We start from the raw sequence: 21,276 nt of genomic DNA on the forward strand, positions 1-21,276 counted from the left end.
CTCGTCGAGGTCGCCGCCGGCCTCGTGGCCGTTGTCGGGCCAGAGCACGACGTGCTTCTCGCCGCCGTACGCCGTGAAGGCGGGAAGGACGGATGCCGGGGGCGTAACTCCGTCGCGCAGCCCGGTGCTCAGGAGCGCCGGAGCGGTCGCCCGCTTCGCGTGGTTGACGGCGTCGAAGTAGCGCAGGGTGTCGAGCGCTGCCGCTCGATCGAGTCGGCGGTCGGCGAAGTACTGCGTCAGCAACGCGTAGGGCGCCTCGGCGCTGAGGTCGGCGGCGCGGTTCAGCTCACTGAGGAAGGGCGCCTGGATGATCGCCACGGCGAGGTCGGGAACGAGGCCGGCCATGGCGAGCGCGATACCGCCGCCCTGGCTGGCGCCGACGACGCCGACGCGCGAGGCATCGACGAGGTCGAGCGAGCGCAGGGCCTCGACCGCGCGCACCGCGTCGGCGTAGACGCGGCGGTAGTAGTACTCGTGCGGCGAGCGCAGGCCGCGGGTGAGGAACCCGCCTGCCGAGGGGCCTCCGTCGGGGTGGTCGTCGTCGGTGTCGCCGTGGCCCTGCCCGCGGGCGTCGACGACGAGGTGCGCGTAACCGGCGGCTGCCCAGCGCAGGTCGCGTAGGGCGTGGCCGCGACCGTTGCCGTATCCGAAGAACTGGACGAGCCCGGGCAGCGGCGCGGTGGCACCGTGCGGCACGCGCAGCCAGGCGCGGATCTGCGTGCCGCCGAACCCGGCGAAGGTCACCTCGAACACGTCGATCGCGGTCAAACGGGTCGGATACGGCTCGATCGTCACGCCGAGCGGATGCTGCCTCGTCTCGTCGAGCGTCTCGGCCCAGAACGCGTCGAAGTCGGCGGGTTCGGTCTGCGTCGTCGGAGTGTCGACCGTCACGAACTCACCGCGCATCGGAGGCTCCGCTCAGGGAGAGGGCGTCGACCGGCACGGCGACGGTGCCACCGGCGGGAACGGTCAGCGTCACGCGGCGCCCGTCGTGGTCGACGTCGACCGTGCGGTCCTCGGCGAGCCGGTTGTGCAGGAGTGCCTCGGTGAGGTGCCCGTCGGCCCACGAGATGTCGGTGACGAGGCCCGTGCGCACGCCGATGCCGTGCACCGAGCCCGAGGCGAAGTCGACGGGGAGCGCGGGCAGCAGCCGAACGACGCCGCCGTGGCTCTGCACGAACATCTCGGCGATCGCAGCGGGGAACCCGAGGTTCGCGTCGATCTGGAACGGCGGATGCGTGCTGAAGAGGTTCGGCAGCAATCCGCCCCACTCCGAGCCGTCGACCGGGCCGTGGCGCGTGGCATCGCCGTCGAAGGGGGTGAGAGCCTCGTCGAGCAGGGAGGCCGCGGTCTCGCCGTCGCCGATGCGGGCGCGCAGCGCGATCTTCCAGGCCCACGACCAACCCATCGCTCCGGGTCCGCGCGCATCGAGCAGGCGGATGCCGGCGTCGAACAACTCGGGGGTGCGCTCGCGCGTCGTCACCTCGAGCGGGTACATGCCGAGCACGGGGGTGAGGTGGCGGTGCAGCGGCTCGACCTCGACCACGTCGGCCGACCACTCGCTGATGCGGCCGTCGGCGCGGATGCCGACCGGCGCGAGGCGGTCGAGTGCGCTCGTGATCTCGCCCGCGAGCGTCGAGTCCTCGAGGCCGAGGACATCGATGGTCTGCAGGGCGCGCTCGAAAAGGCCCTGGACCAGCAACAGATCGGATGCCGACGTCAGCCCGATCGCGGTGCCCTCGCCGTCCGCGGCGACGAACGAGTTCTCCGGCGAGGTCGACGGCGAGGTGCGCAGCCGACCTTCGGCGTCGGGCACGAGCCAGTCGAGGCAGAACTCGACGGCCCCGCGCAGCACGGGCCAGACGCGCGTGCGCAACAGCTCGCGGTCGCCGCCGAATTCGTAGGCGTCCCAGAGGTTGTGGGTCAGCCAGACGCCGCCCATCATCCAGATCGCCCAGCTCGGAGCGCCGTGACCGTCGCCCACCGGCAGCGCCCAGCCCCACACATCGCTGTTGTGGTGGGCGACCCAGCCGCGCGCACCGTAGAGTTCGCGGGCCACGTCGGCGCCGTTCTCGGCGAGCTTCTCGACGAGGGCGAGCAGCGGCTCGAAGGCATCGTCGAGACCGAGCACGGGGGCGGCCCAGTAGTTCATCTCGGTGTTGATGTTGATCGTGTAGTTCGACGACCAGGCCGGGCGCAGTTCGGCGTTCCAGATGCCCTGCAGGTTCGCGGCCGGGCTGCCCGCGCGGGAGCACGAGGTGAGAAGGTACGCGCCGAACTCGGCGATCACGGTCGTCTTCAGGGCGAGGTCGTCGCCGCGCAGCAGATCGCGCTCGACGTCCCAGGTACCCGCGCGACGGCCGCCGATCGCGAACCGCGCCCGCGAGAGGGCGCGCCGGTCGGCGACGTGCTCGTCGAACAGGGCGGATGCCTCGCGACGAGCCGCGGCATCCGCCTGTTCCTCGGCGCGGGTCCGGATCGTCTCGCGCGAGACGTTCCGCCACTCCTCCTCGTCTGCGCCGGCCCACCACGACGCGGCGCGAGACGAGGAGGAGAGGAAGATCAGCAATCGGCGCGCGCCGTGGATCGCGACGTCCTCGGCGGTCGTCTCGACGCGGCCGTCGGTGCGCCAGGCGACGGATGCCGCGGCGAAGGCGTCGTAGCCCTCGTCGTCGGCGTATCGCAGCGGCGCCTGCAGCGGTCCCTCGTGCAGCGGGGCTCCGTCGATGGGGGCCACGACGCCGAGCGTCATCCCGCCGCCGCGGACGATGAGCCCGTCGGTGTGCAGGGGAGTGGTCAGTGACAGCAAAGCCGTGAACTCCGCGTCGGCGTCGATTTCGATCACGAGCGCCTGCGCGGGCGCCGAGACCCACGAGCGGCGGCGTAGCGTGCCGCCGGGGATGCGCAGCGTCTCGAGGAGCACGGCGTCGTCGAGGTCGAGGATGCGTGCGGGACCTGAGGACTCGGCATCGGAGATCCGCACGTGCAGGTCGCCGAGCGGGAGGTACTCCTGGGAGTACGGGCCCTCGAAAGCCATGAGCAGTTCTTCGGCGCGGCGCACGTCGCCCGTGTCGAGCGCCGCGCGCACCTCGGCGAGGCGGGCGGGACCCGCGCCGGCGGCGAGCACGTCGCGCAGCGCGAGGGCGGGTCCGTCGGGCGTTCCCGACCACAGCGTGGAGTCGTTGAGCGCGTAGCGCGCGTCGGCGCCGCCGAACGCCATCGCGCCGATCCGTCCGTTGCCGAGCGGTGCCGCTTCCTCCCACCGGGTCGCCGGGGCGCCCCACGAGAGCCGGAGATTTTCGGCCGCGGACGAGGGGTTTTCTGCTGCGGAGAGCGACATCGATCTTCCTGTCAAAACCTCGGATGTTTGCTTGCAGTCTCAGCGTATTCATGATTAATTACCGATGTCAAGTAATTGGCCGGGCCCTTGGGCACCGGCTCTTTCCTGGGGACAACGCGACGGAGCGCCTGGGGTTTCACCGTCGAAACCACCGAGAGGAAATCATGATCGACACCATCCGTTCGAGAGCACGGTTGCGATGGGCGGCGGGCTTCGCCGTCGGCGCACTCATGCTCGGAGCAGGTGCTGCCACGGCATCCGCGGCATCCGCCGACGAGGCATCCGCCTCACCGGTCACCGCGGCACCGACGAGCGTCGTCGCCGCGGCGAACACCGACGAGGAGCCGCTCGCAGCAAAGCCCTACATGGGCTGGAGCAGCTACAGCATGCAGGTCTACGCCGGCAACGGGCAGGCCTGGATCAGCGCCGACCAGATCATCGCGCAGTCCGACGCGATGCACGAGAAGCTGCAGAGCCACGGCTACGAGTACATCAACATCGACGCCGGCTGGAACGGCAGCAACGACGAGTACGGCCGCCCGATCCCGAGCGAGACGCTCTACCCGAACGGCCTGCAGGCCGTGATCGATCACGTGCACGGCAACGGCCAGAAGATCGGCCTCTACTTCATCCCCGGCATCTCGGAATCGGTCTACGAAGCCGCATACCCGGTCTACGGCGCCCCCGAGTGCACGACCGCCGACGTCGTCAAGCGCCCGCTCCAGCAGGCCGACTACTGGGGCATCGGGCACCGCATCGATTTCTCGACCCCCTGCGGTCAGGCCTACATCGACTCGATCGCCGACATGCTCGGCGAGTGGGGGATCGACTTCGTCAAGTTCGACAGCGTGACCCCGGGGTCCGGCGTGGGCGACCTCTCGCTCGACGCACGCGACGATGTCGCCGCGTGGTCGCAGGCGCTGAAGCGCAACAACATCTGGTTCGAGCTCTCCTGGGCCCTCGACATCCGATACGCCGACTACTGGAAGGAGCACGCCGACGGCTGGCGCATCGACTGGGACGTCGAGTGCTACTGCGAGAACGAGGCCCTCACCACGTGGGACAACATCGCGCGGCTCTTCCCGAAGGCCGCCGAGTGGTGGCGGCACGCGGGGCCGAACTCGGGGTGGAACGACTTCGACTCTCTCAACGTCGGCAACGGCAAGATGGACGGCCTCACCAAGGACGAGCGCCGCACCGCGGCCACGTTCTGGGCGGTGTCGTCGGTGCCGATGTACCTCGGCAACGACATGACGAACCTCGACGACTACGGCCTCGAGCTGCTCACCAACGACGAGGTCATCGCGGTGAACCAGGCCGGTCGCCCCGCGCACCCCGTCTCGACCGGGTCGTCGCGCCAGACGTGGTTCTCGACCAACCCCGACGGATCCGTCACGGTCGCGGTCTTCAATCTCGGGCGCACGGATGCCGACATCACCGTGTCGCTCGCCGACCTCGGCGTCGAGGGCGAGGTCAAGGTGCGCGACCTCTGGAAGAAGAAGAACCTGGGCAAGGCGACCGGAGAGTTCGTCGCGACCGACGTGCCCGTGCACGGCACCCGCCTGTTCACCTTCACCCCGGCGAAGAACAGCACGCTCACGCTCAACGACGACGACGCGCGTCTCACGTACGAGGGTGCATGGACGCGCAACGGCGGCGCAGAGGTGCCCGCGCGCGCCCAGGCTCTGACGGTCTCGTCGTTCGATTCGTCGCAGGGCGGCACGGCTCCCGAGCCCGGCCCGTCGAACGTGCGCACGATCAACAACAACGACCCCGGCATCGTCTACAGCGGCACGTGGAGCCAGAGTGGCGGACGCGGCATGGGCGACTACCAGGACGACGTGCACTACAGCGAGGCCAACGGCTCGGCATTCGAGTACTCGTTCGTCGGCACCGGGATCGATTGGTTCACCGAGACGCACTCCTCGCAGGGAGAAGCAGAGATCTACCTCGACGGCGTGCTCGTCGACACGGTCGACACCTTCCAGGCCGACGGCCGCGGCGTGCAGCAGCAGGTCTACAGCGTGCGCGATCTGCCGAACGGATCACACACCCTGCGGGTGGTGAAGAAGTCGGGTCAGTTCATGCTCAACGATCGCCTCGACATCGTGCAGGAGGGGGTTATCGACGTCGACCACCTCGCGTTCGACCGGGCGGCTCCGGCGGATGCCGTCGTCACGCTGCTGCGCGACCCGAGCGAGCTGCAGAGCATCTCGCGCGATGGCACGGCCCTCGTGGACGGTGCGGACTACACGATCGCGGGTGACGAAATCACCTTCGCAAGCGCGTACCTCGCGGCGCTCCCTGACGGCGACACCGGGCTCGAGCTGCGGTTCCGTGGTGACTACCGCGACGACGTGCATGCCACGGCCGACGACGGTGCGGCGGTCTCGTTCACGTTCAGCGGCAAGAAGGTCACGCTGACCGGCGCCACCGGGCCCGACCAGGGCACCGCCGAGGTCTACCTCGACGGGAACCTGGTCGACACGATCGATCTGCACAGTGACGCGCGGCTCACGCAGCAGGTGCTCTTCACGCTCGACAACGTGAAGAAGGGGGATCACACGATCAAGATCGTGAAGGCCTCGGGCGACCTGCTCCGCTTCGACAGCGTGTCGTACGTGACGCGCTAGTCGATCGAACCAGGGGCGCGGGCGGAGTGTGTGCCGCCCGCGTCCCTTCTTTCTCGCGTTCTCGGATGCCGTCAGGCGTCGGGCGTGACGACCAGTCGCGTGCCCCACGGGTCGGCGAGACGCAGCGAGCGTCCGTCGTCGGCGGCGTCGATGCCGTGCAAGCGTATGCGGTCGGCAAGCGCTTCGACGTCGTCGCGCGTGGGCACCACGATGCGCACGTCACCGAGGCCGAGCGAGGCGGCACGAGGGCCGGCGCCCGCGCTCTGCCAAGTGTTCATGCCGATGTGGTGGTGGTAGCCGCCGGCCGAGACGAACAGGGCGCTGCCGAGGTCGGCGGTCACATCGAACCCGAGCACGCCGACGTAGAACGCCTTCGCCGAGGGGATGTCGCCGACCTGCAGATGCACGTGACCGATCGCCGCGGTGTCGCCCGACGTCGGAGCATCCGTCGTCAACCACTGCTGCAGGAACGCGTTCGGGTCGAGGGCGAGCGAGGCCATCTGCACCCCGCCGTCGGGCAGGACCGTCCACTCCTCGCGCGGGCGATCGTGGTACAGCTCGAGTCCGTTGCCCTCGGGGTCGGTGAAGTAGAACGCCTCGCTGACGAGGTGGTCGGCGGAGCCCGTGAATGTCTGCGGCACGCGTTCGGCCATCGAAAGCAGAGACGAGGCGAGCTGGTGCTGATCCTGGAAAAGGATCGCCGTGTGATAGAGCCCTGCTCCGCGCGGATTCGCGTTCGGGAGGTCCGTCTCCTGGCGGAGGCGCATGATCTTCTGCGTTCCGCGACCGAGGGTCGCGGTCGCGCCGGACTGGTCGAGCACGTCGAGCGTGACAGCCTGCTGGTAGTACGCGGTCATGGCGTCGAGATCGCGCACGAGCAGTTCGACGGTGTCCATGCGGGTGTCGTCGGGAGCCGTGCCGGTGGTCGAGACGGATGCCGCGCGCCATGCGCCGACGGACGGGACTGCACTCATCGGATGCTTCTTCCTCACGCGGAGATCGTTGACATTTCAACTAACGCCGCGAGGAGAGGGAGAATTCCCGCTCAGCGCTCGAATCCCTCCTGAAGACGGCCGCCCGCTCGGTCCAGTTCATCCGCGATTCGTCGGGCGAAGAGCGCGTGATCGTCGGCGAGAAGAGGTGCGGAGAGGAGGCGCGCCCGGTCCGCATCGAACTCGCGGAGCCGCCGCGGAAGGTACTTGCCCGAGCCGATCCATCGACGGTTCGTCAGGAGGATCAACTCGGCCACGCGCTCGAACAGCAGAGCGGCGAGGACGCGGCGTTCGAGAGGGTCGGAGGCGTCCGTGAAATCATCCAGGACGTCGGTGATCACGTAGCGGCGAAAGTCGAGCTCGGCCATGTCCATCACGGGGCCCCCGACGTACCGCGGTTCCCATACGGAGCGGAAGCGCTCGCGCTCTGCCGCGCCCCGCACCGTGATGCCGTCCCGCAGCATCTGCACGATGACCGGTCGATACTGAGCCAGCCCGCGCTCCGCCCAGGTCGTGAATCCACGCTCGGTGTAGGCGAAGACCTCGAACACCTCGCCGGCGAAGCGGTAGGTCGCCGCGAGGCTCTCGCGGTCGTCGTCGAAGAGATTCTCACCGAGCAGGAGGAGATCGATGTCGCTCGTCGATGTCCGTGTCGCGCGGGCGGTGCTCCCCGCCACGATCGCCACCTCGGCTCGAGGAAAACGTTCCGCCAAGAATCGCTCGATGATGTCGACGAAGTCCATGGGAGGCGAGACTACCGGCCTCGAAGCACCTCGTCAGAAAGCATCCGCCCGCATGCTTTATAGTGGGACGTACCAAGGGGAGTACTCCGCCACGGTGGTTTCGTCATTACGGATGCGTTCGCATCCCGGCCCACCGGTTCCCGATCCCGGGGATGGAGAAGACTTTGGCGCTGCTTTTGCATACGCTGAGTCTGGAGCCCCTGTTGGACATCACCCCCCTCGTCTGGATCATCACGATCGCGGTCACGATCGCGTTCTTCGTCTACGAGTTCTTCGCGCACGTGCGCACGCCGCACGAGCCGACGATCGGCGAGTCCGCCCGCTGGTCGATCTTCTACATCAGTCTCGCGCTGCTGTTCGGCGTCGGCATCGGCGTCTTCTCGGGCTGGACGTACGGCGGTGAGTACTTCGCCGGTTATCTCACCGAGAAGGCGCTGTCGATCGACAACCTGTTCGTCTTCCTCATCGTGATGACCGGGTTCGCGGTGCCGAAGAAGTACCAGCAGAAGGTGCTGATGATCGGCATCGTGATCGCCCTGGTGCTGCGCGGCATCTTCATCGCCGTCGGTGCGACCCTCATCGAGAACTTCTCGTGGATCTTCTACCTCTTCGGTGCCCTGCTGCTCGTGCTCGCCTACCGTCAGGCGTTCAGTGACCACGAGAGCAACCCCGCCAACGGCAAGTTCATGACGTTCGTGCGTCGTCACCTGCCGGTGAGCGACGAGTACAACGGCGACAAGCTCACCGTCGTCAAGAACGGCAAGCGCTTCGTCACCCCGATGCTGCTGACGATCATCGCGATCGGATTCATCGACCTCGTCTTCGCGGTCGACTCGATCCCCGCGATCTACGGTCTCACCGACCAGGCCTACATCGTGTTCACGGCCAACGCCTTCGCGCTCATGGGTCTGCGCCAGCTGTTCTTCCTCATCGGCGGTCTGCTCGAGCGCCTCGTCTACCTGGCGCAAGGCCTTGCGGTCATCCTCGCCTTCATCGGCGTGAAGCTCGTCTTCCACGCCCTGCACGTCAACGAGCTGCCCTTCATCAACGGCGGCGAGAACGTGCTCTGGGCGCCCGAGATCCCGATCTGGTTCTCGCTGCTCTTCATCGGCGCGACCATCGCCGTCGCCACCGTCGCGAGCCTCGTCAAGACGCGCCGCGACCCCGCATCCGTCACTTCCGCCACCGATAACACCGACAACACCGACAAATAAGGAGACCTCCTTGAACGCCCACTGTTCTGACTCTTCGGACTCTGACAGTACGAGCGCCCGGTTCACCCCGGGCGCGCACCCCTCCACCTCGCAGGTGACCCGCTGATGGGCGATCTGCTCTGGAACATCGCCCTCGTTCTCGCGTTCGTCCTGATCGGCGGTGTCTTCGCAGCGACGGAGATGGCGCTCGTCACGCTGCGGGAGAGCCAGATCAACGCGATCGGACAACGGGGCAAGCGTGGTGCGAAGGTCGCAGACCTCGCCCGCAACCCCAACACCTTCCTCTCGGCCGTGCAGATCGGCGTGACCGTGGCCGGCTTCGCGTCGGCCGCGTACGGTGCGACCTCGATCGCCCCGTCCGTCGCGCCGCTGTTCGTGTCGTGGGGCTTGGACCCGGCGATCTCACTCACGATCGCGACGATCGTGCTCACGCTGCTGATCGCCTACCTGTCGCTCGTGCTCGGCGAGCTCGTGCCCAAGCGTCTCGCGATCCAGCGCAACGCGCAGTTCGCGTACGCCGTGGCGCCCGCGCTCAACGGGTTCGCGGTTGTCATGCGACCGGTCATCTGGCTCCTGTCGGTCTCGACCAACGCGCTCGTGCGGCTGCTCGGCGGAGACCCGAACAAGACCGGTGAGGAGCTCAGTGACGAGGAGGTGCGCGACATCGTCGCCTCGCATCAGGGCCTTCCCGATGACGAGCGCCGCATCCTCGACGACGTCCTCTCGCTGCGCGGACGCCAGATCAGCGAAGTCATGCGGCCGCGCCCGGAGGTGGTCGCGCTCGACGAGACCGCGACGGCATCCGAGGCCATGGCGCAGGTGCGCGAACTCCCGTTCTCGCGGTATCCGGTGGCCGACAAGTCGATCGACGACATCGTCGGGTTCGTACACGTGCGCGACCTGTTCGAGGCGGCGGGCGACGACCCGTCGCGCCCGGTCAAGACGCTGCTGCGCGACATCCCGTACATCCCGTCGACCGCCCGCGTGCTGCCGACCCTCACGCGCATGCGCGCCGATGGGCACCACATCGCGGTCGTCGTCGACGAGTACGGCGGCACCGACGGACTCGTCACGCTGGAGGACCTGGTCGAGGAGGTCGTCGGCGAGATCTTCGACGAGTACGACACGGCCGAGATGGATGCTCCGGGCGGAGCCCTCGACGGACGCCTGAACCTGCAGGACTTCGAGGAGGCGACCGGTCTCGAACTGCCGCGCGGCTCGAGCGACACCATCGCCGGGTTCATCACCGAGCAGCTCGGCCGCCTCGCGGTCGTCGGTGACACGGTCGACGTGCCGGGCGCGACGATCCAGGTCGCCGAACTCGACCGCCGCCGCATCGCCCGTGTGCGGGTGACCCCGCGCGTGGAGGAGGAGCCGGCCCCCATCACCTGACCCTGCGCACCCTGCGCCGCTGTCGCCGAGCCACCCCTTTCTGCGCGAGCCACCCCTGTGCGGGCGGTGCGGGGAGGGGTGGCTCGGCCGTAACGGGGTGGCTCGGCGAGCGGGAGCGGATGCCTCTGCCCCGGGCGAGGGGGCGCACCGTCATCGCGGCATGCCGATACTCTGGCGGGGACATCGACACGGGGGACACTTCCATGCGCACTTCTCGACTCGCCCTGCTCGCCGCCGCCGCGGGCCTGCTCGCCACGGCTCTCACGGGCTGCACCTTCTCGGCATCCGCCACCGCCTCGCCCGATGAGATCGCGAGCCTCGCGGAAGACGCACTCGAGGCCGAGGTCGGCCAGCGTCCCGAGATCGACTGCGGCGACGACAGCATTCCGCTGGAGCAGGGCTCGGTCGTGAGCTGCCTGCTGACCGATCCGTCGACGGGCTCGGAGTTCGACGCCGACGTCACGCTGTCGAAGGTCGACGGCACGAACGTGACCGTCTCTGTGCAGGTCGCCGACACCCCGAACAACGCCCCGGAGGGTGAGCCGAGCGATGCGCCCGCCACCGATACCGCCGGCACGCTGACCCTGACCGCCGACGAGATCGGCGTCACCGCCGCGCGAGCTCTGACCGACGCCGCGGTGCTCGCGAGCCCGACCGTGCTGTGCCCGGGCGCCTCGCACGAGGTGTCGAACGGCTACAGCCTCGAGTGCACCGCGATCCAGGGTGGCGACGAGTACGCCGCGACGGTCACAGTGTCGGACATCGAGGGGTCGTCGTACTCGGTGAACGTCGTGATTCCGGAGCTCGCCGGCTGATCCCGGCGCTCACCGGCTGATCGCTCAGCTCGCGAAGCGCACTCCGGTCGCCGCCTCGGCGGCCGACCACAGCGCCGCGCCGGTCGCGGGGGAGCGCACGGCATCCGAGGCGACCACGCGCGTCGGGGCGCCGCGGAACTCGAGCAGCCCGCCCGGCCCCCAGTAGTCGCCGCTCGCGGCATCCGTCGCCGTCGCGGCGTGCACGATCGGCCGTGCGCCGTCGTCCTTGCCCTGCACGATCACGCGCGTCGGAACCGCGAGGGCGCGCATCAGGCGGGAACCCGTGACGAGACCCGGGCGCTCGGCTGTGAGGGGGTCGACGGCGTAGCCGGGGTGCGCGCACAGCGCCGACCGCCCCGTGCCCGACCATCGTCGATCGAGCTCGAACGCGAACGCCATGAGCGCCGCCTTCGAGCGGCCGTACTGCCGTAGCGACGACCCGCGCCAGGGGGCAGTGATCCGCGCGGGGTCGAGCGCCGCGAAGCGATGCGCGAGCGAGCCGACCGCGACGACACGGGCGTCGGCGGCGAGCATCGGATCGAGCTGCGCGATCAGCGCGAGGTGCCCGAGGAAGTTGGTGCCGACCATGAGGTCGAGTCCGTCGGTGGTCCGGGCCTCGGGCGTCGCCGCCTTCACGCCGGCATTGCAGATCACGGCGTCGATCGATTCGTCGACAGCGGATGCCGCGCGCGCGATGCCGTCGAGCGAGCCGAGGTCGAGGGGGAGCACGCGCAGATCGGCGTCCGGCACATGACCCTGCACGGCAGCGACCGCGGTCGCCGCACGCTCGGCGGAACGGCATCCGAGCAGCACCCGTGCCCCGCGAGACGCGAGCTTCTCGACGCACCAATAGCCGATGCCGGCGTTCGCCCCGGTGACGAGGATCGTGCGGCCGCGCAGGTCGGGAGCATCCATTCCCCCAACCTACGCGGCCGCCGCGAGGGCGCGAGGCGTCAGGTCGATCGACGCCGCGAGACGAGCCCTGCGACCGTGTCGATCAGGAGGAAGCCCACGAGGGTCCAGCCGACGAGCGGAAGCCACAGGCCGACGACGACGCCGACCGCCGCGACAGTGGCCACACCCCACCAGGGCGCATCGCGCACCACGCCTCGCGCGGGCGGTGCGCCCCCGAAGCGGCGGGTCGACCGCGGCGGTCGCCGCTTCCACCACATCGCGTACCCGAGCACGACCATCCCGGCGATCGCGAGTGCGATGACGAGCAGCACGATCTGGTTCGCGAGACCGAACATCACCCCCATGTGCAGATCGATGCCCCATCGCGCGAGCTTCGCCGGCAGCGAGAACTCGGCGAAATCGACCCGGTCGACGACCTGCATCGTCGTGCCGTCGATCGCGACGGAGTCGACCTCGGTGGGGTAGCTCGTCTTGATCCCGCGCACGACCCAGGCAGCGCCCGGCTGAGCGGGAGGGGTGATCTCGACGAGCCCGGTGTCGACGTTGGTGCGCTGCGCGATCGCGAGAACCGCATCGAACGTGGCGGGGTTCGCCGCGCCGGTCGGAGCCGAGACGGCGCCGTGGTGGCCGGCGTGCTCGTCGACGGGGGCATCCGCCTCTTCACCGAGAGCGGTGTTCAACTGCGGCGTCCCCCAGTCGAGCGAGGCGCGCAGGTTCGACACGTTCGCCCCGGCGAACTGCGACCAGGTGATGCCGGTCGCCGACAGGAACAGTGCGCCGAGCATGACCCAGACGCCGAGCGACGCATGCCAGCCGAACACCCGCCGATACCCGGTGTGCTTCGGGTTCGGACGCAGCAGATCCCGTTTCGCCCGGGCCTTGCGGATCCGGATGATCCACAGGGCGAGGCCCGCCACGACGACGACTCCCAGCCAGGACGCCGCGAGCTCGCTGTAGTACCGGCCGACATCGCCGAGATGCAGGTTGCGATGCAGATTGTCGATCCACGTGCGCAACGGCAGCGCCCCGCTCGTGCCGTAGACCGTGAGGTCGCCGCGGATCTCGCCCGTGCCGGGGTCGATGAACACGGCGCGCGACTCGCTCGCCCCGAGCCCCTCTTGCGCGAACAGGATGCGGGTCGTGTCGCCCGCCTCCGGTGCGGGGCGCACGGCCGACAGCGTCGCCTCACCGTCGATGTGCTCCTCGGCGATCGCGATCTGCTCGGCGAGCGTCAGCCGTTCGTCGGTCACCGGCGCGTGCAGCTCGTGCGCGTAGACGACCTGCTCGAGCGTCGGGGTGGCGGCGTACAACGCACCGCTGAACGCCGCCACGAGAATGAACGGTCCCACCAGGATGCCGGCGTAGAAGTGCAGCCGCAGCATCAGGGCACCGAACCAGCGGGGTCGTTTTCGGCGTGGAGGGGGAGCGGGTGCCGCGTGCGCCGGGGCCTCCGTGACCGTCACGACGCCCCTCCCAGCAGCGTCTCGCCGATGAAGCCGCCCTCGCGGCATCCGGGCGGGATCGCGAACACGGCAGAGCCGATCGGGGTCGTCCACTCGTTGAGCAGATCGAGGTCCGCGAGGCGTTGCTGCATCGGGATGAACTGCCGGTCGATGTCGGCTTGGAACGACACGAAGATCAGCCCGGATTCCGACACGCTCGCGCCCGCGGACCGCTCATCGTAGTTGTAGGCGCGACGGAAGATCTTCTCGCCGTCGTCGCCGCGCGCCCGTCGCATGTGCGCGAACTGCGCGATGACGGGGAACCCGGATGCACCGACCGCGTCGAAGTCCGGCTCGTCGAACTCTTTCGTGCCGGTGAGGGGCGCACCGTTCGCGAGCGTTCGACCGACGGATGCCTCGCGGCCGCTGCGGTCCAGGCGATCCCACTTGTCGAGATCCATCCGCGTGCGGCGCACGACCATCCCCGTGCCTCCGGTCAGCCAGCCGTCCGCCGCCCAGACGACGGAGTCGAACTCGGTCGTGCCCGGTTGGGGGTTGGACGTGCCGTCGACCTGGCCGAACAGGTTGCGCATGGTGGTGCCCGGGCGTTCGGTGCCGTAGGCGCGACGGAAGCCCTGCTGGCTCCACCGCAGCGAGGCGAAGCTGCGGGCATCCTTCAGCAGCATCCGCGCCGCATGGGCGACCGTGAGCGGATCGTCCGCCGCGATCTGCAGCAGCAGATCGCCGTCGGAGAACTCCGGCTGCAGGCGATCGATCGAGAATGCGGGCAGCGGAGCGAGCCAGGACGGTCCCGCACCCGCCGCGCGCGCGACGAGCCTCGGCCCGAAGCCGAACGTGACGGTCAAGCGTGCGGGGGCCGCGGCCAGCTCCGGTTCGGAGTCCGCCAGAGCGGCCTTCCCCTGCGTGAGCCGGGCGGCGTCATCGGTCAGGATGCGCAGCAGCCGGGTGAGGCCGTCGCGATCGGTCGTCTCGAGCAGATCCAGCGCGAGGAACAGTCCGTGCGCCTGCGCTGCGGTGTCGATCCCCGCCTGGTGCGCGCCGAAGAACGGCACGGTCTCCTCGCCGTTCATCGGCGTCGAGGCGGGGGCTGCGGTGCCGGCATCCTGCCGGTTCAGGGCGTAGTCGACCCCGATCGCCGCGACCGCGCCGACACCGGCGACAGCCCCTCCGAGGAGGAACTGCCGCCGGGTCGACCCGGAGCGATCGGAGCGCGCACCCTCGGTGCGCGGGGGCATCAGTGATCCATGCCCTCGTGGTCGTCGCCCTCGTCGCCCTCGTAGTTCTCGTTGGCGCCCGAGTAGTCCTTCACCGGAGCAGTGAAGGCGTACGTCGAGTCGTCCGAGAAGGTGAGGGTGACGGTGACCTCGTCGCCCGCGGTGAGCGCGCCCGTGAGCCCCATCAGCATGATGTGGTTCGCGCCGGGAGCGAGTTCGAACGAGCCGCCGGCGGGAATCGAGAATCCGCCCTCGATCTCGCGCATGACCATTTCGCCCGCCTCGTTCTCGACGGTCTCGTGCAGCTCGACCATGCCGGCGGCCTCGGTCTCGGCCGAAACGATCGTGACGGCATCCGTGCCGCTGTTGGTCAGCGTGCCGAAGGCCGCCGACATGTCCTCATCGGTCGCCTTCACCCAGGCGTCCTCGATCGTGACGGTCTCGCCGGCGGGAGCCGACTCGGCGGGTGCCTCGGTGGTGGCGCACCCGGTGAGGGCGAGCAGCGTGACGGCGACGAGCGCGGTCAGGCGGGACAGGTTCTTCGTGGTGGTGTGCATGAAATGCCTTTCAGTTCGCTTCCGCGGCGTCGGCATCGGCGGACGCGGCGGGGGCCGTCTTCGGACGGCGGAAAATTCGATACAGGACGAGGGCGACGACGGCGATCGCCGCGCCCGCGCCGCCGACGAGCAGCACGCGCAGGCCGCCGTCGGCCTCATCAGTGGGCTGATCCGTGGCATCCGGAACGTACGCGGGAGCATCGGCATCCGTCGGCGCTTGCGTCGTCGTCATCGGTTCGGCATCGCCGATCGTGAACGGGACGATGCCCGAGATCGGATGCCCGTCCTCCGAGACGACCTGCCAGCGCACCTGGTAGCCGGCCTCGGGCATGCCGGGTTCGACGGTGGCGGTCACGGTGTTGCCCGAGACCTCCACGTCGCCGGTCGCCCAATCGCGGCCGCTCTCGTCGATCACGAGCACGACCGCGCCCTGGGTGGAATCGCCCAGCACGAGCAGCTCACCCGAGTACGTCAGGGTGATGCTCTCGGGTGCCGTGGCCAGACTCTCGTCGGCTTCGGGCGTGCTGTGGACGAGCGAATCATGAGCGGATGCCGGCAGAGCCGTCGCGAACACCGCGACAGCCGCCACCGCCATCCCGACCGCGAATCTGCGGACAGGGGACATGGGGACAGACCTCTCGACGGGCGCCGACAGCCGGCGCCGTATGTGCGTTCGGATGCCCGCACGGCAGCGTGCCGGCGCAGGCGTGATCACCTGCCGGCCCAGATGCCGGAGGTGCGGATCAGATCGCGGGGGAGAGGGGCGGAGCTCGACCGCGGAGGGTCGACAGCAGCAGGGCATCGCGCAGGGCAACGATGACGGAGATGACCGCGGGAGCCGTGAGCGGGCGCGGCAGCGGCACGAAGGTCGCGGATGCGACGCGACGCTGCACCCAACGGATGCTCTGCTGCGCGAGGTCGCGGAGGCCGAGGAGCAGGCGCTCGCCGCGGTGCAGGGCGGCGATCGTGATCAGGGCGGCGACCACGTGGCCGATCCACATCATGCCGTCGGCGGCGACGGCATCCGGGATCGTGCCCGCAGCCGGCAGCACCAGCGGGGCGCCGTGCACGTGCGGGGCGACGACGCCCGACGGGGTGATCGTGCCGAGAACGAAGAGCGTGTGGAAGAGGAACTGGCTGACGGCCACCGAGATGCTCAACCGGATGACCGAGAGCCGGCGGCCGGCGAGGAGCACGCACACCATGAACGAGAGCACCCAGGGCACGAGGATCCCGAGCGGCCCCGGCATCGCGCCACCCGCCGTGACGTGCCCGGCCAGTGCGACGAAGATCGCCACCGCGGATGCCGCGAACCCGCGCAGGACGGCGGGTCTTCTGGACGGGTGCACGCGTCCATTCTGTCAGGTCGCGGCAACTCGACGAACGAGGGGCGTCAGATTCTCCGACGCCCCTCGTTGTTCTGAACAGGCCCTTCCCCAGGGCCCCATGTGATCTCCCCGATCACGTCGGTGCTTCGGGCACCACACCCGAGGGGCGGTGGTCCCCACATGCCGCCCCTCATCTCCCTCCGGCGAGCCCGTGTCAGGCGATTACGTGCACCGCGCCGCCGACGATGACGGTCAGGAGCGTCGTCCAGAGAACGATCGCGAGTCCCTGCCAGAAGAGGATGCGCGCCTTGCTCACACCGGTCGCGGCGAGCATCGTCGCGGTGAACTGCGTCGGCAGGAGCAGCGGGCCGAGCAGGCTCACGCCGGGAACGCCGTAGCGCTCGAGCGCGTTCTGGAACTTCTGCTTGCGGGGGCTCGTCGGCTCCGGGGTCTCGAGCGCCGTCGCATCGCCGCTGGCCGCGACGAGCTTGCGGGCCTGGCTGCGCTGCACGATGGCCTGGCGGGCACCGGAGCTCGCGAGCACGAGCACCAGCACGCAGAGGAAGTTGCCCACGATACCGGCGATCGCCGCGACGACCGGGTGGATGCCGCCGATGATGCCGATCGACGCGGCGCCCTCGCCCTCGATGAACGGGATGGCGCCGGCGAGGGCGACGATCAGGGGCTGGACGAGCTCGGGCACCTGGGCGACCAGGTTCTGGAAGGTCTCGATGAGGTTCATGGTTCCAGTTCACCCGCCTTCGCCCGTTCGCGGCAGTGCCGCGGTGTCACCGGAATCCATGCGCTGTGCACGCCCGAGGGGTGACAACTGTCACGGCTCTAGGGTGGTGGGGTGAGCACCCCCTCGACCCCCGGCGCCCGCCAACTCGCGCGCGGCATCATCGCCACGTGGTGGTACACGGTGTCGGGAGTGCTGTTCCTCGAGCTCATGCTGGTGTTCTTCTGGACGGTGCTCGCGTTCGCCGAACCCGAGAGCATCGTGCCCGGCATGGTCGTGGCGATCGGTGGGCTGATCTGGTGGGCGTCCACGGCTCTCCTGCTGCGCGATTACCGGCACCGCATCGACGCCGAGCCTGGCGTCGCCTGGCGGAGCATCCTCCTGCCGATGACGATCGCGGTGGTGTTCGGTGTCGTCGCGGGCATCGCGCTCGGCAGTTGGCAACTCGCGCTCATGCCGATCGTCCAGTCGCTCGCACTGCTCAACTGGCCGGCCGGGGTGCGCTACCGCGTGACGATCGCGGCGGTGCTGGTCATGGGGGTGCTCGGGTTCATCGACGCGCATGACGAAGCGGCGGCTGTGTGGTGGATGCCGATCTTCTACACCGCGCTCCTGCCGCTCATGACCGTGAGCACGCTGTGGTGGTGGGACGTGCTGAACACCCTCGACCGCGCCCGCGCTGCCGAGGTCAAGCTCGCCGCCACCCAGGAACGTCTGCGCGTCGCGACCGACGTGCACGACCTGCAGGGACACCACCTGCAGGTGATCGCCCTTCAGCTCGAGCTCGCCGAGCGCCTCATGCCGGTCGACGCGGATGCCGGGATGGAGCAGTTGCGCGCCGCGCGCGGCAGCGTCGACGACGCGCGGCAGGGCACGCGCGACCTCGCCACCCGGTTCCGCTCCGTGCCGTTGGGCGACGAGCTCGCCAACGCTCGCGACCTGCTCACCGCCGCGGGACTCGAGGTCGAGGCGCGGATCGCCCCGGACGCGGCGCTCGCCCCGGCATCCGCTCTCGGACCCGTGATCCGCGAGACCACCACCAACGCGCTGCGTCACGGCGGCGGTACTCGGGCACGGTTGTCGCTGGAACGCGACGGAACGCGGTGGCGCTACGTGATCGCGAACGACCGCCCGCCAGGCGGGCAAGCGGATGCCGAGGGCTCGGGCCTCGACGGCATCCGCCGCCGTCTCGCCGAGGTCGACGGAGAACTCGACGTGCACGACGACGGCGAAGAGTTCGAGGTCACCGTGACCGTACCGGCGGAGGACGCGCGATGATCCGCGTGCTGCTCGCCGACGACGAGGGCATGATCCGGTCGGCGCTCGCCGCATTGCTGCGACTCGAAGACGACATCGACGTGGTGGCAGAGTGCGGTGACGGCGAGGAGGCGGTGGCCGAGGCCCTGCGGCTCGAACCCGACGTATGCCTGCTCGACCTCGAGATGCCGGGCCTCGACGGCGTGCAGGTCGCCGAGCGTCTCAACCGCGCCATCGCGACCCGCTGCGTGGTCGTCACCCGGCACGCCCGGCCGGGTGTGCTGCGCCGCGCGCTGGCGTCGGGGGTGTCGGGCTTCCTGCCCAAGTCCCGCGGAGCGAACGAGGTGGCAGCCGTCATCCGCAAGGTCGCCGCCGGGGGCAAGTACGTCGATCCGGAGATCGCCGCCGACGCCCTCAGCGACGAGCGCTCGCCGCTGACCGATCGCGAACTCGACGTGCTGCGTGCCGGGCGCCGCGGCGAGACGACCGGGCAGATCGCCCGAATCCTGTCCCTCGCCCCGGGAACCGTGCGCAACCACGTCTCGGCGATCCTCGGCAAGCTCTCGGTCGCGACGCGGCAGCAGGCGGTGCTCCTCGCCGAGGAGCGCGGCTGGATCTGAGCCGCTTATCCTGGGCATCATGACCTCCTCCGCCGCCAAGCCCTCGGTTCTGTTCGTCTGCGTGCACAACGCCGGCCGCTCGCAGATGGCCGCGGGATTCCTGCGCGAGATCGCCGGGGATCGCATCGAGGTGCGCTCGGCCGGGTCGATGCCCGCCGACGCGATCAACCCGGTCGCGGTCGCGGCGATGAGCGAGCTCGGCATCGACATCACCGCCGAGCAGCCGAAGGTGCTCACGACCGAGGCCGTGCTGGCGTCCGACGTCGTCATCACCATGGGGTGCGGTGACGCCTGCCCGTTCTTCCCCGGCAAGCGTTACGAGGACTGGACGCTCGACGACCCGGCCGGTCAGGGCATCGACGCGGTGCGTCCGATCCGTGACGAGATCCGCGCCCGCATCGAGAGCCTCGTCGCCGAACTCGTCTGACGGTTCGCGCGCTCAGTGCGCGTGGTGGTCGGGGTCGTCCTCGTGGCCGTCTTCGAGGATCATCCCGACCGACGTCGCGCAGGCGTCGCCCTGCCAGGCCTCCCATCCCTCGCGGACGGCGAACGCAGCGATGACGAGGCCGGCGACGGCGTCCGCCCACCACCATCCGACCAGGCTGTTCAGCACGAGCCCCACGAGCACGGCGCCCGAGAGATACGTGCAGATGAGGGTCTGCTTCGAATCGGCGACGGCGGTGGCGGATCCGACCTCGCGGCCGGCGCGGCGCTCGGCGAACGACAGGAACGGCATGATCGCGACGCTGACTGCCGTGAGGACGATGCCGACGGTGCTGTGCTCGGGGCGCTCGGCCGTCACGAGAGCGAGGACGGATGTCGTCGTGACATACGCGGCGAGCAGGAAGAATGCGACGGCGATCACCCGCAGGGTGGGCTTCTCCCACTTCTCGGGATCGCGTCGGGTGAACTGCCAGGCGACCGCCGCCGCCGACAGCACCTCGATGCTCGAGTCGAGGCCGAAGCCGATCAGGGCCGCCGACGAGGCGACGGTGCCCGCCGTGATCGCGATCACCGCTTCGACGAGGTTGTACCCGATCGTGATCGCGACGATCAGGCGGATGCGTCGGTGCAGGGTGTCGCGTCGGGTCGGGGTGAGTGTGGTCGACATCAACAGGTGCACCCCTCGCCGTCGCAGCATCCGGGGTCGACGATCAGCACGACGCGCAGCAGCTCGTCGAGCGCCGGCGCGAGGTGCGGGTCGGTGAGCCGGTAGCGGCTGCGTCGTCCGTCGGGAATGCTCTCGACGAGGCCGCAGCCGCGCAGGCAGGTGAGGTGGTTCGACATGACCTGGCGCGAGACCCCGAGCTCGTCGGCGAGATCGGCCGGAAACGCGTCGCCGGTGCGCAGAGCGAGCAGGATGCCTGCGCGGGTCGGGTCGGAGAACGCGTGTCCGAGGCGGGCGAGGGCGGCGGTGTGCGAAAGCGTGGCGGTGGTCACGTTCTGAGAGTACATGGCTTTCTGAATTAAGCGAAATATGTATTGACCGGGGCGGGGTAAGTTCGAGGCACGTCGTGGTTCGGAACGGTACCGACGCCGGTCGGGGTCGTCGGCGTCGTCAGTGACGGGGTCTCCCTCACGCGCGTCACGTGGATCACCGACCCGCCGACCGGGGCCGACACGGGCTCGGAGCCGTTGCTGGGCGAAGCGCTCCGGCAACTGGACGCTTACTTCACCGGTCGGCTCACGCGCCTCGACCTGCCGATCGACCTCGGCGAGCAGACCGTCGCGACGCGAGCGGTGCTGACGGCGCTGTACGAGACGGTAGGGCACGGTGAGACCGTCACCTACGGCGGCCTCGCGGCCCGCAGCGGAACCGACGTGCCCGCCCGGGGGATCGGGTCGATCATGGGCGCCAATCCGGTGCCGCTCATCGTGCCGTGCCACCGGGTCGTGGCCGGAGACGGACTCGGCGGGTACTCCGGCGGTGCTCCCGGCCGCGGTCTCGAGACCAAGCGCTGGCTTCTCGAGCACGAAGGGGCGCTCCCGGCGTCTCTCTTCTGACGGCTCGCGTCCCGGCTCGGCACGGCATCCGTCATCGCGTCATCGACGCG

At 69.6% G+C, this 21,276-nt stretch carries 19 protein-coding genes and 2 pseudogenes; 8 read left to right on the forward strand and 13 right to left on the reverse strand.

Annotation, left to right across the window (positions count from 1 at the left end):
* Window positions 1–39 precede the first annotated feature (39 nt).
* Window positions 40–906: pseudogene (locus tag ACFY9N_RS03140) on the reverse strand (acetylxylan esterase); the annotation flags it as partial.
* Window positions 896–3,340, reverse strand: a complete 2,445-nt coding sequence (locus ACFY9N_RS03145; protein WP_391476809.1) for a glycoside hydrolase N-terminal domain-containing protein — start codon at window positions 3,338–3,340, stop codon at window positions 896–898. The gene ACFY9N_RS03145 and the pseudogene ACFY9N_RS03140, both read right to left, overlap by 11 nt.
* 164 nt (window positions 3,341–3,504) lie before the next feature.
* Here ACFY9N_RS03145 and ACFY9N_RS03150 point away from each other — a divergent pair, with 164 nt between their 5' ends.
* Window positions 3,505–5,973, forward strand: a complete 2,469-nt coding sequence (locus ACFY9N_RS03150) for a X2-like carbohydrate binding domain-containing protein (RefSeq protein ID WP_391476810.1) — start codon at window positions 3,505–3,507, stop codon at window positions 5,971–5,973.
* 71 nt (window positions 5,974–6,044) lie between these two features.
* Here the strand turns inward: ACFY9N_RS03150 and ACFY9N_RS03155 are convergent, their stop codons facing one another.
* Together ACFY9N_RS03155 and ACFY9N_RS03160 are read right to left on the reverse strand one after the other, a co-directional pair.
* Window positions 6,045–6,947: a VOC family protein gene (locus ACFY9N_RS03155; protein WP_391476811.1), complete on the reverse strand. Its 903-nt coding sequence runs from the start codon at window positions 6,945–6,947 to the stop codon at window positions 6,045–6,047.
* 71 nt (window positions 6,948–7,018) lie between these two features.
* Complete coding sequence (locus ACFY9N_RS03160; RefSeq protein ID WP_391476812.1) at window positions 7,019–7,708, reverse strand: nucleotidyltransferase domain-containing protein; 690 nt, start codon at window positions 7,706–7,708, stop codon at window positions 7,019–7,021.
* Between the two features lie 203 nt (window positions 7,709–7,911).
* Here ACFY9N_RS03160 and ACFY9N_RS03165 point away from each other — a divergent pair, with 203 nt between their 5' ends.
* From ACFY9N_RS03165 to ACFY9N_RS03175, 3 genes are all read left to right on the forward strand, one after another.
* The gene (locus ACFY9N_RS03165) at window positions 7,912–8,922 is read left to right on the forward strand and encodes a TerC family protein (RefSeq protein ID WP_391476813.1); all 1,011 of its coding nucleotides are present in this window, start codon (window positions 7,912–7,914) and stop codon (window positions 8,920–8,922) included.
* Between the two features lie 105 nt (window positions 8,923–9,027).
* Window positions 9,028–10,314, forward strand: coding sequence for a hemolysin family protein (locus ACFY9N_RS03170; RefSeq protein WP_391476814.1), 1,287 nt, complete (start codon window positions 9,028–9,030; stop codon window positions 10,312–10,314).
* A 203-nt stretch (window positions 10,315–10,517) separates the two neighbouring features.
* Entirely contained in the window at window positions 10,518–11,129 is a 612-nt protein-coding gene (locus tag ACFY9N_RS03175; protein ID WP_391476815.1) for a hypothetical protein, read from the forward strand.
* A gap of 24 nt (window positions 11,130–11,153) precedes the next feature.
* On the opposite strand, the gene ACFY9N_RS03180 is transcribed toward ACFY9N_RS03175, so the two are convergent.
* The 7 genes from ACFY9N_RS03180 to ACFY9N_RS03210 form a co-directional block, all read right to left on the reverse strand.
* Window positions 11,154–12,044: an SDR family NAD(P)-dependent oxidoreductase gene (locus tag ACFY9N_RS03180; protein ID WP_391476816.1), complete on the reverse strand. Its 891-nt coding sequence runs from the start codon at window positions 12,042–12,044 to the stop codon at window positions 11,154–11,156.
* 38 nt (window positions 12,045–12,082) lie between these two features.
* Entirely contained in the window at window positions 12,083–13,426 is a 1,344-nt protein-coding gene (locus tag ACFY9N_RS03185; protein ID WP_391476817.1) for a PepSY-associated TM helix domain-containing protein, read from the reverse strand.
* 77 nt (window positions 13,427–13,503) lie between these two features.
* Complete coding sequence (locus ACFY9N_RS03190; protein ID WP_391476818.1) at window positions 13,504–14,742, reverse strand: Dyp-type peroxidase; 1,239 nt, start codon at window positions 14,740–14,742, stop codon at window positions 13,504–13,506.
* On the reverse strand, window positions 14,742–15,278 hold the full coding sequence (locus ACFY9N_RS03195; RefSeq protein WP_391476819.1) for a copper chaperone PCu(A)C: 537 nt from the start codon (window positions 15,276–15,278) through the stop codon (window positions 14,742–14,744). The genes ACFY9N_RS03190 and ACFY9N_RS03195 overlap by 1 nt, the downstream gene beginning before the upstream one ends.
* A gap of 10 nt (window positions 15,279–15,288) precedes the next feature.
* Window positions 15,289–15,903, reverse strand: a complete 615-nt coding sequence (locus tag ACFY9N_RS03200; protein ID WP_391476820.1) for a copper resistance protein CopC — start codon at window positions 15,901–15,903, stop codon at window positions 15,289–15,291.
* A 118-nt stretch (window positions 15,904–16,021) separates the two neighbouring features.
* Entirely contained in the window at window positions 16,022–16,627 is a 606-nt protein-coding gene (locus ACFY9N_RS03205) for a hypothetical protein (RefSeq protein ID WP_391476821.1), read from the reverse strand.
* Between the two features lie 193 nt (window positions 16,628–16,820).
* On the reverse strand, window positions 16,821–17,348 hold the full coding sequence (locus ACFY9N_RS03210; protein ID WP_391476822.1) for a small multidrug efflux protein: 528 nt from the start codon (window positions 17,346–17,348) through the stop codon (window positions 16,821–16,823).
* A gap of 111 nt (window positions 17,349–17,459) precedes the next feature.
* Between ACFY9N_RS03210 and ACFY9N_RS03215 the strand changes: the two genes are divergently transcribed.
* The 3 genes from ACFY9N_RS03215 to ACFY9N_RS03225 are packed head-to-tail and all read left to right on the forward strand — an operon-like array spanning window position 17,460 to window position 19,649.
* Complete coding sequence (locus tag ACFY9N_RS03215) at window positions 17,460–18,623, forward strand: sensor histidine kinase (RefSeq protein ID WP_391476823.1); 1,164 nt, start codon at window positions 17,460–17,462, stop codon at window positions 18,621–18,623.
* Window positions 18,620–19,222, forward strand: coding sequence for a response regulator (locus tag ACFY9N_RS03220; RefSeq protein WP_391476824.1), 603 nt, complete (start codon window positions 18,620–18,622; stop codon window positions 19,220–19,222). The genes ACFY9N_RS03215 and ACFY9N_RS03220 overlap by 4 nt, the downstream gene beginning before the upstream one ends.
* A 19-nt stretch (window positions 19,223–19,241) precedes the next feature.
* Window positions 19,242–19,649, forward strand: a complete 408-nt coding sequence (locus ACFY9N_RS03225; protein WP_391476825.1) for an arsenate reductase ArsC — start codon at window positions 19,242–19,244, stop codon at window positions 19,647–19,649.
* 12 nt (window positions 19,650–19,661) lie between these two features.
* Here the strand turns inward: ACFY9N_RS03225 and ACFY9N_RS03230 are convergent, their stop codons facing one another.
* Together ACFY9N_RS03230 and ACFY9N_RS03235 are read right to left on the reverse strand one after the other, a co-directional pair.
* Window positions 19,662–20,333, reverse strand: coding sequence for a cation diffusion facilitator family transporter (locus tag ACFY9N_RS03230; protein ID WP_391476826.1), 672 nt, complete (start codon window positions 20,331–20,333; stop codon window positions 19,662–19,664).
* Window positions 20,333–20,677: an ArsR/SmtB family transcription factor gene (locus tag ACFY9N_RS03235; protein ID WP_391476827.1), complete on the reverse strand. Its 345-nt coding sequence runs from the start codon at window positions 20,675–20,677 to the stop codon at window positions 20,333–20,335. Before ACFY9N_RS03235 ends, ACFY9N_RS03230 begins: the two co-directional genes overlap by 1 nt.
* A 78-nt stretch (window positions 20,678–20,755) precedes the next feature.
* On the opposite strand from ACFY9N_RS03235, the pseudogene ACFY9N_RS03240 reads away from it, so the two are divergent.
* Window positions 20,756–21,226: pseudogene (locus ACFY9N_RS03240) on the forward strand (methylated-DNA--[protein]-cysteine S-methyltransferase); the annotation flags it as partial.
* Window positions 21,227–21,276 lie beyond the last annotated feature (50 nt).

This window comes from Microbacterium sp. NPDC008134 (assembly GCF_042957055.1).
GTDB lineage: Bacteria > Actinomycetota > Actinomycetes > Actinomycetales > Microbacteriaceae > Microbacterium.